The organism is Flavobacterium sp. CF136, assembly GCF_000282055.1.
Taxonomy (GTDB): domain Bacteria; phylum Bacteroidota; class Bacteroidia; order Flavobacteriales; family Flavobacteriaceae; genus Flavobacterium.
This window is the reverse complement of sequence record NZ_AKJZ01000010.1, coordinates 165,421-180,694: the sequence shown is the minus strand read 5'-3', so window position 1 is coordinate 180,694 and position 15,274 is coordinate 165,421. Positions and strand designations below refer to the sequence as shown.

Annotated in this window: 14 protein-coding genes; 1 reads left to right on the top strand and 13 read right to left on the bottom strand. The window is 33.7% G+C overall.

The window, feature by feature from the left end:
- Window positions 1-74: 74 nt before the first annotated feature.
- From PMI10_RS04425 to PMI10_RS04395, 7 genes are all read right to left on the bottom strand, one after another.
- Window positions 75-656, bottom strand: coding sequence for a precorrin-2 dehydrogenase/sirohydrochlorin ferrochelatase family protein (locus PMI10_RS04425; protein ID WP_007804955.1), 582 nt, complete (start codon window positions 654-656; stop codon window positions 75-77).
- Window positions 657-942: 286 nt separating this feature from the next.
- Window positions 943-1,704 carry a uroporphyrinogen-III C-methyltransferase gene (cobA, locus tag PMI10_RS04420; protein ID WP_007804953.1) on the bottom strand — a complete coding sequence of 254 codons (762 nt, stop codon included), beginning with the start codon at window positions 1,702-1,704 and terminating at the stop codon, window positions 943-945.
- Entirely contained in the window at window positions 1,697-3,787 is a 2,091-nt protein-coding gene (locus tag PMI10_RS04415; RefSeq protein WP_007804951.1) for a HEPN domain-containing protein, read from the bottom strand. The genes cobA and PMI10_RS04415 overlap by 8 nt, the downstream gene beginning before the upstream one ends.
- A 100-nt stretch (window positions 3,788-3,887) precedes the next feature.
- Window positions 3,888-5,132 (bottom strand): sulfate adenylyltransferase subunit 1, encoded by a 1,245-nt coding sequence (locus PMI10_RS04410; RefSeq protein WP_007804950.1) that lies wholly within the window; start codon window positions 5,130-5,132, stop codon window positions 3,888-3,890.
- 114 nt (window positions 5,133-5,246) lie between these two features.
- Complete coding sequence (cysD, locus tag PMI10_RS04405) at window positions 5,247-6,146, bottom strand: sulfate adenylyltransferase subunit CysD (protein ID WP_007804947.1); 900 nt, start codon at window positions 6,144-6,146, stop codon at window positions 5,247-5,249.
- Window positions 6,147-6,332: 186 nt separating this feature from the next.
- Window positions 6,333-7,043, bottom strand: coding sequence for a phosphoadenylyl-sulfate reductase (locus PMI10_RS04400; protein WP_007804943.1), 711 nt, complete (start codon window positions 7,041-7,043; stop codon window positions 6,333-6,335).
- Between the two features lie 21 nt (window positions 7,044-7,064).
- Window positions 7,065-7,967 (bottom strand): sulfite exporter TauE/SafE family protein, encoded by a 903-nt coding sequence (locus tag PMI10_RS04395; RefSeq protein WP_007804942.1) that lies wholly within the window; start codon window positions 7,965-7,967, stop codon window positions 7,065-7,067.
- Window positions 7,968-8,280: 313 nt separating this feature from the next.
- Here PMI10_RS04395 and PMI10_RS04390 point away from each other — a divergent pair, with 313 nt between their 5' ends.
- The gene (locus tag PMI10_RS04390; protein ID WP_007804939.1) at window positions 8,281-9,063 is read left to right on the top strand and encodes a sulfite exporter TauE/SafE family protein; all 783 of its coding nucleotides are present in this window, start codon (window positions 8,281-8,283) and stop codon (window positions 9,061-9,063) included.
- A 123-nt stretch (window positions 9,064-9,186) separates the two neighbouring features.
- Here PMI10_RS04390 and PMI10_RS04385 read toward each other — a convergent pair whose 3' ends face one another.
- The 6 genes from PMI10_RS04385 to thrA all read right to left on the bottom strand — a co-directional run bounded on the left by PMI10_RS04385 (window position 9,187) and on the right by thrA (window position 15,273).
- Window positions 9,187-9,597 carry an RrF2 family transcriptional regulator gene (locus PMI10_RS04385; protein WP_007804936.1) on the bottom strand — a complete coding sequence of 137 codons (411 nt, stop codon included), beginning with the start codon at window positions 9,595-9,597 and terminating at the stop codon, window positions 9,187-9,189.
- 130 nt (window positions 9,598-9,727) lie between these two features.
- The gene (locus PMI10_RS04380) at window positions 9,728-10,237 is read right to left on the bottom strand and encodes an RDD family protein (RefSeq protein ID WP_007804934.1); all 510 of its coding nucleotides are present in this window, start codon (window positions 10,235-10,237) and stop codon (window positions 9,728-9,730) included.
- A gap of 108 nt (window positions 10,238-10,345) precedes the next feature.
- Window positions 10,346-10,864: an RDD family protein gene (locus PMI10_RS04375; RefSeq protein ID WP_007804932.1), complete on the bottom strand. Its 519-nt coding sequence runs from the start codon at window positions 10,862-10,864 to the stop codon at window positions 10,346-10,348.
- Between the two features lie 161 nt (window positions 10,865-11,025).
- Window positions 11,026-12,198: a trans-sulfuration enzyme family protein gene (locus PMI10_RS04370; RefSeq protein WP_007804930.1), complete on the bottom strand. Its 1,173-nt coding sequence runs from the start codon at window positions 12,196-12,198 to the stop codon at window positions 11,026-11,028.
- A gap of 177 nt (window positions 12,199-12,375) precedes the next feature.
- The gene (locus PMI10_RS04365) at window positions 12,376-12,807 is read right to left on the bottom strand and encodes an OsmC family protein (RefSeq protein ID WP_007804928.1); all 432 of its coding nucleotides are present in this window, start codon (window positions 12,805-12,807) and stop codon (window positions 12,376-12,378) included.
- A 51-nt stretch (window positions 12,808-12,858) separates the two neighbouring features.
- Entirely contained in the window at window positions 12,859-15,273 is a 2,415-nt protein-coding gene (gene thrA / locus PMI10_RS04360) for a bifunctional aspartate kinase/homoserine dehydrogenase I (protein ID WP_007804927.1), read from the bottom strand.
- Window position 15,274: the final 1 nt, after the last annotated feature.

Below are 15,274 nucleotides of genomic sequence, written 5' to 3'. Positions count from 1 at the left end.
CTTAATAATACAAAGAAACGAATAATTTATTCTTATTTCAATGATTTTTATCATTCATTACTTTGCGAAACTTTTTACTCTTTGTTTTTTAACGAAGCGGTAATTTCGTTCATCTTTTTAACCTTATCTTCAAAATCACCTTTTAAAGTTTTCCTGTATTCATTAAGGTTTTCAACCATTTTATTGATGTCCTCCGGAATTACTTCTTCAAAAAACTCCCGCAGTCTTTTGGCGGTTGTTGGTGATTTTCCGTTGGTCGAAATGGCAATTTTTACATTTCCTTTCGTTACGATTCCACCTAAATAATAATCACACAAATCCGGCGTATCGGCAATATTGCAAATCAAATAACGCTTTCGTGATAAATCGTACACTTTTTTATTTATTTCTAAATCATCCGTACAAGCGATAACCATATGGCGTTTTTTGAGCATTTTTTTCTTAAACTTCGATTGCGTCAATTTAAGTGTAGGATGTTTTTCTGCTAAGACTTTAATCTCAAGATGAAAATCTTTTGCTACAACCTCTACATTTGCATTTGGACTTGATTTCAGTAAAAAAGAAAGCTTTTCTAATCCTACATTTCCTCCACCCACAATCAGCACATTCAGATTGTGAAGTTTTAAGAATATTGGATATAATTCGTTTTGTTCCATTTTAATTTATTTTCATCCAGCCAAAATTAGATGATTTATATTTTATCGGGCAATTTCTTTTGAAAGAAACTCTTCGTAAAATCCTTTTAATTTATTGCTTTCGCTTTCATCGGATTAAAATCCGACGCTACAAAACAGGTCACTCCTAAGGAGTTTTTAGCTATTGAATCATTTCTTTTGACAGAAATTCTTCGTAAAACCCTTTTAATTTATTGCTCTCGCTTTCATCGGATTAAAATCCGACGCTACAAAACAGGCCACTCCTACGGAGTTTTTAGCTATTGAATCATTTCCTTTGACAGAAACTCTTCGTAAAACCCCTTTTATTGCTCTCGCGAACAACTTCTCCGAGAACAATAATCGCCGGTGAACTTAAAACTTCTTCTTTTACAATATTTAAAATCGAATCTACTGTTCCAACGCCTATTTTTTCTTCGGTTGTTGTTCCGTTTTGAATAATCGCAACTGGTAAATCTCCTTTATCTTCTTTTTGAAACAAATCGATAATCTGAGGCAACTTGTGCATTCCCATTACAATCACAACTGTTGCTGATGATTGCGCGGCCAAAGCTACATCCGAAGACAATCTTCTGTCGGAAGTTGTACCCGTAATAGCCCAAAAACTCTCAGAAACTCCTCTTTTAGTAATTGAAATTCCCTGACTCGCCGGAACTGCAACTACTGAAGATATCCCTGGAATAACAGCAGTTTCAATTCCGAAACTCTCAGCAAATTCGATTTCTTCACTTCCACGCCCAAAAATAAACGAATCACCGCCTTTTAATCGAACTACATTTCCGTAGGTCAAAGCATTATCAACAATCAACTGATTAATCTGATCCTGCGTGTAAGCGTGATTTCCAATTTGTTTACCAACAAAAATTTTGATGGCGTTTTTAGGAGCATATGCCAATATTTCTTCATTTGCCAATGCATCATACAAAACCACATTCGCTTCAGCCAATGCTTTTACACCTTTCAGCGTAAGCAATTCCGGATCGCCGGGACCTGCACCGACTAAAGTTACTTTTGGTTTGATATTAAGCATTAGCTAATTCTTGTGCTCTGTATTTTTCAATTATATCAAAAAACGCAATTCCTTCCTGAATATATTTTTTTGCAAACGCTTCAGAAGGTTCTGTTTTATTGATTTGATATACCAATTCCTTAAAGCTTGTTGATAATTCTATTTTAGAAGTTGCAATGAAAACAGTATCAAACAAATCAACAATTCCTGCATGATTATTTGTTTTTTCGTTTTCAGAAAGCAATAATGCTTTTGCACCATTAACAAATCCTGCATACGCATGATAAATTGCATCAGACCATTTTCCTTCGTCGAATGATTCCTGTGCGAACGTTAATTTGTCTTTTGCTTCTAATAATAAAGTAGCAACCAAATCAATTACAACACCGGCACATTCTCCAACTCCAACTGCTTTTACGTAGTTATCAGCATTACCCCAGTCAATAAAATCAGCTTCAGTTAAATTGGTTACATCTGCGAAAGGTTTTAAGATTTCATAGAAATATTTTTCTCCTTTTGCATCATAATAGTTTAGGAATTTCTGACCCTTTCCATTCGCATCATAATCATTTAAGATTGTACGCAAAGCATCTGGTCCTCTGCGGCTTGGGATTTTGATTACTTTATCTGCAAAACGTCCTTCTCCATTTCCTAATCTTCCTCCACCCAATAAAACCTGCAATGCCGGAGCTACTAATTTTCCGGAATTGATTGACATTCCCTGAAAACCAATTGCCGACATATTGTGTTGTCCGCAAGCATTCATACAACCACTGATTTTGATTTCAATTTCAGTATTGTTGCTGTATTGTGGATATTCTGCTTTGATTACTTTTTCTAATTCATCTGCAATTCCGGTACTGCTCGCAATTCCTAAATTACAAGTATCGGTTCCAGGACAAGCCGTAATATCGCCAATGGTATTGTAACCTAAAGCTACCATATCCAATTTGGCTAATTCCTGATAAAAGAAAGGTAAATTTTCTTCTTTTATGTGACGAATTACAATATTTTGACGCAATGAAAAACGAAGTTCATTTGCTCCATAATTTTTAATCAAATCTGCTAATAATCTGGCTTTATCAGTATAAAAATCACCTAATAAAACTTTGATTCCAATAGCAAAATATCCTGCTTGTTTCTGTGCAATAACATTTGATTTTTTCCATGCTTCATAAGCTGCAGTATCATCAATAGTTACTTGTGGCACTTCCAATAAAGGCTCTGGAATAGCACCTTCAAAAGCAGTTGTGTCAATTTCGTATGTTTCAAAAGCGATTGCTTTTTTCTCTTTTTCAACCAAATCAAGGAAAACATCTTTACCAATTTCTTTGATTAAGAATTTCATACGTGCTTTCATTCTTTTGGCACGCTCACCATATCTGTCAAAAATACGGATGATTCCTTCTGCTGTTGGAATGATTTGGTTAACCGGAATAAATTCTGAAAGCAATTCAGCATGGGCTGGCTGTGAACCCAAACCTCCACCAAAAACTACTTTAAATCCACGTTGACCATCTACAATTTTTGGAATAAATCCTAAATCGTGCAAATAGCTCAAAGCAGTGTCTTCGTCAGATGAAGAGAACGAAATTTTGAATTTACGTCCCATTTCCTGACAGATTGGGTTTCTCAACAAATATTGAAACATCCCGTGTGCGTAAGGCGTAACATCAAATGGTTCGTTTACATCTACACCTGCTAATTCACTTCCTGTAATATTCCTTACAGTATTACCGCAAGCTTCACGTAACGTAATATCATCTTTCGCCAGATTGGCCCAAAGTTCAGGAGTCCTGTCTAAACTTACGTAATGAATCTGGATATCCTGACGCGTTGTAATGTGCAAACGTCCTGTAGAATATTCATCAGAAACCTTAGTGATACGCACCAATTGCTCGCTGGTAACTTTACCATAAGGCAATTTGATACGAATCATCTGAACACCTTCCTGACGTTGTCCGTAAATTCCACGTGCTAAACGAAGACTACGAAAACGCTCATCATCAATTTTTCCTCCACGGAATAAATGAATCTTTTTTTCCAAATCGATAATCTCTTTCTGAACTATCGGATTTTCTATTTCTGTTCTAAAACTTTCCATATTTTTCTTTCGCTTTAGGCTTTAAGCTGTATGCTCTAGGCTTTTTTAACTTTGTATTTTTTTTGCTCAAAGCCTATAGCTTAAAGCTTATAGCAGAATATTATTTTATGAATCCAACTCCTGCTGTTGTATTTGTTGCTGCATCAATTAAGATAAAAGCTCCGTTTGATTTATTTTCGTTATAAGAATCAAAGTATAAAGCCTTGCTTAATTTGATGCTTACTTCTCCAATTTCATTAATTGCTAATTGTGAAGCCGGAGTTGTTCCGGAATAATCAGTAGCAATTGTATTTTTAACGCTTTCTATTTTTGCTAAAACTCTGTTTGTATTGTGTTGTACAAAATATTTAGTTCCTGGAACCAATTTTTTGCTGTCCATCCAACAAATAGTAGTCTCAATATCTTTTTCAATTTTTGGAAGCTCTGACGATTTTACAATCATATCACCTCTTGTAACATTGATATCATTTTCTAATTCGATTGTAATTGAAGAGCCTGCAACAGCTTCATCATATTCCTTATCGAAAAAGTGAATGTTTGTAACTTTTGATTCGGTTAAAGAAGGCAAAACAGTTACGGCATCCCCAACTTTAATTGAGTTTCCGTATAATTTCCCTGCGTAACCTCTAAAATCATGATATTCTTCAGTTTTTGGACGAATAACCGTCTGAACCGGGAAACGGGCTTTCCCTGTTTCAAAAACATCAGAAGAATGCAATGCTTCTAAATGTTCTAAAACAGTTTGTCCATCATACCATTTCATGTTTTCAGATTTGTCCACTACGTTTCCACCATTGATTGCACTTAACGGAATATAACTTACGTTTTGCTCTTTGAAAGTGCTTTTAGCATTTAAAGCCTGAAAATCAGCTTTAATTTTATTGTATACTTCCTCAGAATAATCTACTAAATCCATTTTGTTGATCGCAACGATTACCTCTTTTACTCTCAGTAAATTATTGATGAAAAAGTGACGGTACGTTTGCTCGATAACGCCTTTTCTGGCATCAATTAAAATGATTGAAACCTGAGAAGTCGAAGCTCCGGTAACCATGTTTCTTGTATATTCTACGTGACCCGGAGTATCTGCAATAATGTAACTTTTCTTTGCAGTCGAAAAATAAATATGCGCTACGTCAATCGTAATTCCTTGTTCTCTTTCTGCTACCAAACCATCAGTTGCCAATGAGAAATCAAGATAATCGTATCCTTTTTGCTTACTGCTTTTTTCGATTGCTTCAATTTTATCTGTAGTCAATGATTTTGTATCATACAATAATCTTCCGATCAAAGTACTTTTTCCGTCATCTACACTTCCTGCTGTTGCTATTTTTAAAACTTCCATTCTGTATATTTTGTTTCAGGTTTAAAGTTTCAGGTTTTTCTTTGAAACTTATAAATCTGTATGTTTTTTTGACTTTTACTTTTTAATTAATAATTGATAATTAACAATTGTCAATTAGAAATATCCTTGTTGTTTTCTTTTCTCCATTGCGGCTTCAGAACGTTTGTCGTCAATTCTGGCACCTCTTTCGGAAATTGTAGAAGATCTGATTTCGCCAACCACTTCCTGAATAGTTGCTGCATAAGAATCAACTGCTGCTGTACAGCTCATATCCCCTACGGTTCTGAAACGAACAATTCTTTCTTCAATTTGTTCATCTTCTTCCTGATATACAAAAGGAGAATGTGACCAAATCATACCATCTCTCAAGAAAACTTTACGTTTGTGAGAAAAATAAATTGATGGAATTTCGATGTGTTCTTTTTCGATATAACTCCAAACATCTAATTCTGTCCAGTTTGAAATTGGGAAAACACGAACGTTTTGACCATTTTCAATTTTACCATTCAAAATATCAAATAATTCAGGACGTTGGTTTTTTTCATCCCATTGACCAAAATCATCACGAACTGAAAAAATACGCTCTTTAGCTCTTGCTTTTTCCTCATCACGACGCGCTCCGCCAATACAAGCATCAAATTTGAATTCTTCGATTGCATCTAAAAGCGTAATCGTCTGCAAGCTGTTTCTACTGGAATATTTACCAGTTTCTTCCACTACTTTTCCTTCATCAATAGCATCCTGAACATTACGAACAATTAACTCTAATCCTAATTCTTCAACTAATTTGTCTCTGAAAGCAATTGTTTCAGGAAAATTATGTCCCGTATCAACGTGTAATAATGGAAAAGGAATTTTTGCAGGGAAAAATGCCTTTTGTGCCAAACGCACTAATGTTATAGAATCTTTTCCTCCGGAGAAAAGCAATACTGGCTTGTCAAATTGAGAAACAACTTCTCTAAAGATATATATCGCTTCGCTTTCTAAAGCATTTGTTTTTAATACTGAACTCATTTTTGATATTTTATTTGATATTTTATTCAATGTCTGTTTTTTAGAAACAGCTTAACCTAACTTTATTCAAACGGATTAAAATCCGTTGCTACAATATAAATTTCTCATACTCCATCGGTTGAAACCCGACGCTACTTTAAATCTATATTCTTTATTCTATTCTCTCTATTCTTTGTTCTATTCTCTCTACTCTTTCTTCGCGCTATGCAAACCACATTCTTTATGACTCGACTCCCACCACCATCTTCCGGCTCTTATATCTTCTCCCGGAAAAATTGCTCTTGTACAAGGCGCACATCCAATACTTACAAAACCTTTTTTATGCAATACATTTTGTGGCACATTATACTCTTTTAAATAATCTTCAACTTCTTCTAAAGTCCATTTTAATAATGGATTGAATTTTATAATGTCAAAACCGCCATCGTATTCAAACAATTGTAAATCGTTTCTGTTCTCTGATTGTTCTGCTCTTAAACCCGTAATCCAAACTGCATTTCCTGCCAAAGCTTTTCTTAATGGAACTACTTTTCGAATAAAACAACATTCTTTTCTGTTCTCAACCGAATCATAAAAGCTATTTGGTCCTTTTTCTTTCAGTAAATTTTCAACCGCTGTTGCTTCCGGAAAATATACCTCAATCTGTTTTTTATATTTTTTTAATGTCTTATGAAAAACATCATACGTTTCCTGGAATAACCTTCCGGTATCTAAAGTAAACACCTTAATTGCAATATCATTCTTAAAAATAAAATCAGTAATTACCTGATCTTCCTGTCCAAATGATGTAGAAAAAATCACTTTGTCCTGATATTCATTAGCTAAAAATGAAAGTGTTTCTTCAAGAGAAAGATCTTTTGTTTTATCTAATAAAGTATTTATAATTGTTGCACTCATATTTCCTGTCTCTAAATAATATTATAATAATTTAGATAATGTTTTTAAACTCAAAATGATAATTAATATCCCTACCGCGATCATCATTGGCTTTCTTTTTATTTTATTAACCAAAAATGCAGCCAACGGAGCAGCCATAACGCCTCCTAAAATCAATCCGATAATGATTTGCCATCCGGCAATTCCTCCAAAAAGCATAAACGTAATTCCACTTGCGAATGAAACTGCAAACTCTGCTGCATTTACAGAACCAATAGTATAACGAGGGTTTCTGCCACGGCCTAATAATGTTGAAGTTACAATTGGCCCCCAGCCTCCACCTCCTACAGCATCCATAAAACCTCCAAAAGTTGCCAGAACTCCTAACTTTTTGGTTTTCTTTTTAACGATGTTTTTTGCCAATGCTTTTTTAATAATAATACATGCCAAAACGATCATGTAAACTGCAATAAATGGTTTTATAACATCTCCATTAATAACATCCGACAACAAATAAGCTCCTATTACAGAACCTAAAACACCTGGTATTAATAAGTTTCTAACTAATTTTTTATTTATATTCCCAAACTTATGATGTGAGATTGCCGATGCTCCTGTTGTAAACATTTCAGCTACGTGAACTCCGGTACTACTAATTACCGGCGGCACTCCATAAGCTAATAAAAAAGATGTTGAAGTTGCTCCATACCCCATTCCCAAAGTTCCATCAACCAGTTGTGCAAAAACACCTATAAAGAAAAACACTAAAAACTCCTGATTAAATCCACTAATAAATCCGTTCCAGGAAAATTCAGCATGATGATTGTAAACAAGTGTCGTTATTAGACCGACTAATAAAACTACCGGAATTATAACCCACAATCTTTCTTTTAAAGACACTTCATTCTTTATTTCCACTGAGCCTGCTTTTAATCCTTTTCCCATATTTTTATTTTCAAATATTTCTTTTTAATCCATTACCCTATCGGCTTAGTAGATTACTGTGCAAAATTAGTATTTATTTGCAAATAACAAAACAATATTTAAAAAAATATTTTAAAAAAGAGCTGAATTTCAAACAATTAAAATAAAACTTACATTTTTTGTATAAAATCAATGATATCGAAAAAATATCAAAATCATTAAAAAGCTAAATTGCAAATACTTAACACACATTTATAAAATATTTCACATATAGTCTACAAGATCGATAGGATTATTATAAATTAGTTGTTATTTTTGGCAAAATTTTTTATTTATGGATTTCCAAATAGGGCTTATAATTGCAGGTTTATTCGTTGGTTTTGTGGTAGGAATGACCGGTGTGGGAGGTGGTTCACTGATGACACCTATCCTGTTATGGTTTGGTATTCCTCCTACTACTGCCGTTGGTACCGATTTATTGTATGCCGCTTTTACCAAAATAGGCGGTGTATATGTCCACAACAAAAAAAAGAATATTAATTGGACAATTACAGGCTGGCTTTCTCTGGGTAGCGTTCCCGCTGCTTTAATAACGTTATGGATACTGGAAAGTATCAAAACAGATATTACTGCCATGAACGCTATAATTAAATACAGTTTAGGCTGGGCTTTACTATTTACTTCTATTGCTGTCTTGTTTAAAAAGAGAATTATGATATTTTCTCAAAAACATGCCGGAGACAGATTTCATTACGAGAGCAAAACTCAAAATATGCTAACAGTTGCGATTGGTGTTTTATTAGGAGCCACTGTAACACTGACTTCGATTGGAGCAGGAGCTTTAGGAACTGTCACTTTATTTTTCCTTTACCCAATTTTACCTACGCCAAGGTTGGTTGGAACTGAAATTGCCCACGCTGTACCTTTGACTCTTGTTGCAGGAATAGGACATGCCTCAATGGGAAATTTAGATTTGGCTTTACTGGGACAGTTATTGCTAGGGTCTCTTCCGGGAATTTACATAGGCAGTATGTTAAGCGGAAAAGTTCCTGATTTATTCCTTAGAAATGCCATTGCCGTAATGCTGTTTATGGTAGGTTACAAATTGGTTTTTTAAATCTTTTATATTATTCTTAAAAAATATTACACAAAGATTCTTGATATCAAAACGACCATTTCAATGAGTTTTCTCAACGAAATGGTCGTTCTTATTTTGGTTGATTATTCGAGAAAAAGTGCTTTAAAAAGCAATATCAGCAAGTGAGTTGCTTTCTAATATCTTAAGTGTATTATCACGAACCTCAGTCATTAAACGACGGGCTGCACAAGTCGCTTCATTATCACAATCATCACATTTTTCGTAAAAATTGTGGCTTGCGCACGGAAGCAATGCAATTGGGCCTTCAAGAATACGGTATACTTTGGCCATACTGATATCTTTAGGATCTTTGATTAGATAATAGCCTCCGCCTTTTCCTTTTTTAGCTCCCAGAAAACCTGAATTTCGGAGCAATAACAAAATACTTTCCAGAAATTTAATCGAAATATGTTCACTTTTAGCAATTTCAGCAATTTGTACAGGCTCGTTATTCTCGCGTCTGGCCAAAAATGTTAAAGCTTTAATTCCGTATTTTGTTTTCTTTGAAAGCACTTTTTATATATTTAGATTTTAGATTTCTGACTAAAAGCAGTAATCTGCATATTTTTCTGCAACAAAAATATACTTTTTGGACGAGAATAATAACAAAATGAATGAGTATATTCTACTAAATTGATATAGTTTAGTCGTTTGTATCCTGAACTCCGATTAGTTTAAATTCATGAAACATTCTTACTTCTTCATCTAAAGCTTTTTTATTGACTACATAAGTGTCAGAAATAGAATCATGCCAGCCTCTACCTGAACTTCCCAAAAAAGAGAATGCATCAAAAGGAATCAACCTGCACAAACTTCTTTTAAAAATTGTTCCAAAATCAGGTTTTTCCCCGTTTTCATCTACTACTATAGTTCCGGTAATAAACTTTCCGAGCGATCTCCCGAAAAAACCTTCCATTAAAGTATAATATACAATCGAAATAACTATAATAACGCAATTCCAGCCTAAATCACCCATACTGCTAATCCAAAGACTTATACCGGTCATTCCAAATAATCCGATAAAAATTCCGAGTACAAAGCCAATTAGAATCAATATTAATACAAAAGCTGCCAGATCTAAAATATAATTTAAGAAACGACTTCCGTTAGAAGCTAATAATTTATCATCGAGAATGTAAGTAGAGTTACTCATGTGCAATTGGTTTTGTTTATGGTTATTAATATTTTTAGTTAATAACAAAAATATACTTTTTGATTGAAGAATTACAAAAGAATAAAAAACGATCCTATTCCTTTTATTTTATGATTCTGTTTCCTGAACTCCAATTAAGTTAAACTCATGAAACATTTTTATATCTTCTTCCAAACCTTGTTTATTAACTACATAAGTGTCAGAAATAGAATCATGCCAGCCAATGCCTGAGCTTCCTAAAAAAGAAAAAGCATCAAAAGGAATTGAGCGACATAAAGTTCTTTTAAAAATTGTTCCAAAACCAGGTTTTAAACCATTTTCATTTACAACAATTGTTCCGGTCATTAACTTACCTAAAGATCTTCCGAAAAAACCTTCCATCAAAATATAATAAATCATAGTCATTGCTATACCAACAAAAAACCATGTTATATTGCCTGCATTATAAACCCAAAATCCAAATCCTGTTAAACCAATAGAATCCAAAACATTGATAAAAAGAGGTAAAATCAGTCCAAATACATACGAAAAAGTATATGTAAAAGCATAATCGACAATATAATTTAAAAAACGTTGTCCGTTAGAAGCTAATAATCCTTCTTCTACAATATAGGTCGATTCACTCATGTTATAATTGGTTCAGTTTATAATCTTTTGACTTTTTCTTGACAAAAATATCCTTTTTACTTTTGCAATTACAAAATAAAATAACGATTTTTAACAGTAATAAATTTACAGTCAAAAATCGTTATTTATATCATTTTAGATTTCTAAAATCTAAAATATTTTTAAGAAAGCGCCTGCTCTAAATCAGCAATTACATCTTTTACAGTTTCCAAACCTACGGAAACACGTACTAAACCTTCGGTAATTCCAACAGCTAGCTTTTCTTCAACAGACAATTTACTGTGTGTTGTTGATGCCGGATGTGTCACAATAGTTTTAACGTCCCCAATATTTGCCGAAAGCGAACACAATTTAATCTTGTCCAGGAATTTTCTTCCTGCTTCAATACCGCCTTTAATTTCAAATGCAATAATATTACCTCCTAAAAGCATTTGTTTTTTGGCAATTTCATATTTTGGATGTGACTTCAAGAATGGATATTTCACACTATTTACATTCGGATGACTTTCTAAAAACTCAGCTACTTTCAATGCATTTTCACAATGTTTATCAACACGAACAGCCAAAGTTTCTAAGCTTTTTGACAAAACCCATGCATTAAATGGTGACATTGCCGGACCTGTATTTCTTGAAAACAAGTATATTTTACGAATTAACTCCGCATCTCCAACAGCAACACCGCCTAAAACACGGCCTTGTCCGTCCATTAATTTTGTTGCCGAGTGAACTACCAAATGTGCTCCGTATTTAATTGGCTGCTGAATGTATGGCGTTGCGAAACAATTATCAATTATCAAAATCAAATTGTGTTTCTTCGCTATTTGACCCAACAATTCTAAATCAATAACATCTACACCCGGATTTGTAGGTGTTTCAGCATATAAAATTTTAGTATTTGGTTTAATACAACTTTCTATCGTTTCCGGTTTATTGATATCAAAATAGGTTGTTTCAATCTTCCATTTCGGAAAATAAGTCATAAACAACGCATGAGTCGATCCAAAAACGCTTCCCGCAGACACAATATGATCACCTGAATCCAACAAAGCTGCAAAAGTCGAATAAATAGCCGCCATTCCGGTTGCAAAAGCATAACCTGCCTCTGCTCCTTCCATAGCACAAACTTTATCTACAAACTCTGTTGTGTTCGGATTACTGAAACGAGAGTAAATATTACGTACTTTTTCTTCAGTGAAAGACGCTCTCATGTCCTCTGCATCTTCAAATACAAAACTTGATGATAAATACAAAGGGGTTGAATGTTCCTGAAATTGTGTTTTTTCTAAATGTGTTCTGATGGCTTGAGTTTCAAAACCAAATTCTTGTTCGTTCATTTTGTTTTTTGTTTAACACGAATTGCATCAATTGGCACTAATTCGTTGTTTTTAAAATTTCACAAAGACTCGCAAAAAAACTCAGAGATAGACTAAGAAATATGATGCGAATTTTTATTATTTAATAACAAGTCTGAGAATTATCTCATACTTTAATTGATTAATTTTCTAATTATTTTATTTTTCTAATTCCACTCCATTCAAAATTACTTTGTAATGTATTGTTGCTGTTGGTTCTACTGTTTTAGAAACTGAGCAATATTTTTCGAATGATAATTGCGCAGCTTTTGCCGCTTTATCTTCTTTAATATTTCCTTCCAAAGAAAAAACCACATAAATATTTTTGAATGGTTTTGCTTCTCCTACCTGTACACGTTCGCCTTCGACCTCAGCTTTGAAAGAAGTAATTTCCTGACGTTGTTTTTTTAGAATCGAAATCATATCAATTCCGCTGCAGCCTGCTACGCCCATTAACACTAATTCCATAGGACTTGGTCCCATATCATTTCCTCCAAAATCAGGTCTGGCATCTACATTTACTATATGTCCACGTTCATTTTTTAATTGAAAATGGAAGTTTTCGTTTACTCTGTCTAATGTTATTTTCATTTTTTTGCTTTTTGTTTGAATCTAAACTCTAAAATCTGCAATCTAAAATTCTTACCCTTTATCTGACAACCTCAAAATATCTCCGAAAACTCCCCTGGCTGTTACCGCAGAACCGGCTCCGGCACCCTGAATTACAATTGGTCGGTCTCCGTAAGATTCTGTGTAAATTTCGAAGAAAGAATCTGAACCTTTCAATCCACCCAATGCTGTGTCTGATGGTACTGAAACTAATTTCACTTCAAGATTCCCTTTATCGTTTTGCAAATCACCGGACAATTCACCAATGTATCTTAATACGTGATTTGGTTTTTGTTCCGCTTTTATTTTGTCATAAATCGGGTCGAATTCTTTTAGTTTGGTTAAGAAATCTGAAACATTTCCTTCACGTAAATGTTCCGGAATTAAATTCTGAATTGAAATTTCTTCAAATTCATTCTGCAAATCTAATTCTCTCGCTAAAATCAATAATTTTCTTCCAACATCGTTTCCGCATAAATCTTCACGCGGATCCGGTTCTGTGTATCCATTATCAATTGCTTCTTTCAAAATTTCACTAAACGGAACATCTTTTGCAGAGAAATTATTGAATAAATAACTCAACGTTCCTGAGAATACCCCTTTTATTTTAGTGATATTTTCACCTGAAAGATGCAGTAATTTTATAGTATCAATTAATGGTAATCCCGCACCAACATTCGTTTCGTACAAATAATTCTTCTGGTTTTCAGCCAGAACTTTTCTTAGTTCCTTATAAAAACCATAACTCAAAGTATTAGCCACTTTATTAGAAGAAATCAAATCGAAACTACTTTCCGCAAGCGGAATATAATTTTCTATAAATGAAGCACTTGCCGTATTATCAATCGCAATTAAATTCTCTAAATGGTACTTATCTGCATACTCAATAATATCCTTGATGGTATAATCAAGTCCTTTGTTCTGAATTTCATTTTTCCAGTCAGAGGTTACGCCATTATTATTTAAAATCAGTTTTTTAGAATTTGCAATTGCAAAAACATTCAGTTTAATATCCTTACGTTTTTCGATAGCAGCTGCCGATTCTAAAATTTGATTGATCAACGTTCCGCCAACTAATCCATGTCCAAAAATCGCAATATTGATTTTTTTGGAAACTCCAAAAATCTCTCCGTGAATTACATTTAAGGCTTTGTTAAGTTCTGATTTTTTAACCACCAAACTCACGTTTTTACCTGTAACCGTGTTGTTAAATAATATTGGAACAATTTTGTTTTTGATTAATGCAGTGTATGGTTTATGGAAAGTACTCAGATCCTGTCCGATAATCGAAATTACCGAAACATTGTCTGTCACCGTGATTTGATTTACATCTTTGGAATAAAAATCATTTTCGAATTCTTTCTCCAATTCAACCATTGCTGTTGTAGCTTTATCGGTGGCGACAACAAGCCCGATTCCTCTTTCTGAAGAACCTTGCGAAATAATACTTACACTGATATTATGATCACCCATTACTTTGAAAATTCGGGCATCAACTCCTGCTTTCCCAAGCAATCCGCGACCTTCAAGATTCAAAAGCGAAACATTTTCAAGAACCGAAAGTGTTTTGATTCCTTCTTTTGCAGTATCAGATGTTATTAATGTTCCGCGATTTTCATGATTGAAAGTATTTAGAATCCTTAGTGGAATATTTTTTTCCAATAAAGGAATAATCGTTTTGGCATGCAAAATAGTAGCACCAAAATTCGCTAATTCATTTGCTTCATTAAATGATAAAAATTCTATTTTTTTAGCATCAGCAACTAAATCAGGATTTGCCGTATAGATTCCGTCGACGTGTGTAAAGTTTTGTAATTCTTCTGCATTTAAATAATTAGCAATTAACGAAGCCGTATAATTACTGCCGTTTCTTCCTAAAGTTGTTGTGTCATTGTTGTTATTCGAACCAATAAAACCAGTAACAACATTAACAGTTGAGCCATTATGCTCTTTGAAGTAATTGATAACGTTTTTCCTGGAGAGTTGTTCCAAAGGCTGTGCATCACCAAATTTAGAGTCGGTTTTTATTAATTCTCTTGTGTCGGCAAAATTGGCAGGAATTCCTTTTTCAATTAAAATAGCGGTTAATAATTTAGCCGAAAGCAATTCCCCTTTAGATAAAATCTGATCTTTAATTTTATTGCTGTAATCGCCAATCAGACTAACTCCTTCAAACAATTTATCCAGAATAATAAACTCCTCAGACAAATCAACTGTTGGATAATCTGAAATTTGGTAGGTTTTAAAATTTTCTAGTAGTCGTTTATAATCCCCGTTTTTAGCGGCAATTTTTAAAATATATTCTAATTCATCTGTAGCGTTTCCTCTTGCCGAAACTACTACCGCAATTTTTTCGCCTTGGTTTACTTTCTCTGTAATGATAGAGACTACTTTATTAAGCCCTTCTCCGTTTGATAACGATTTACCTCCAAATTTTAATATTTTCATT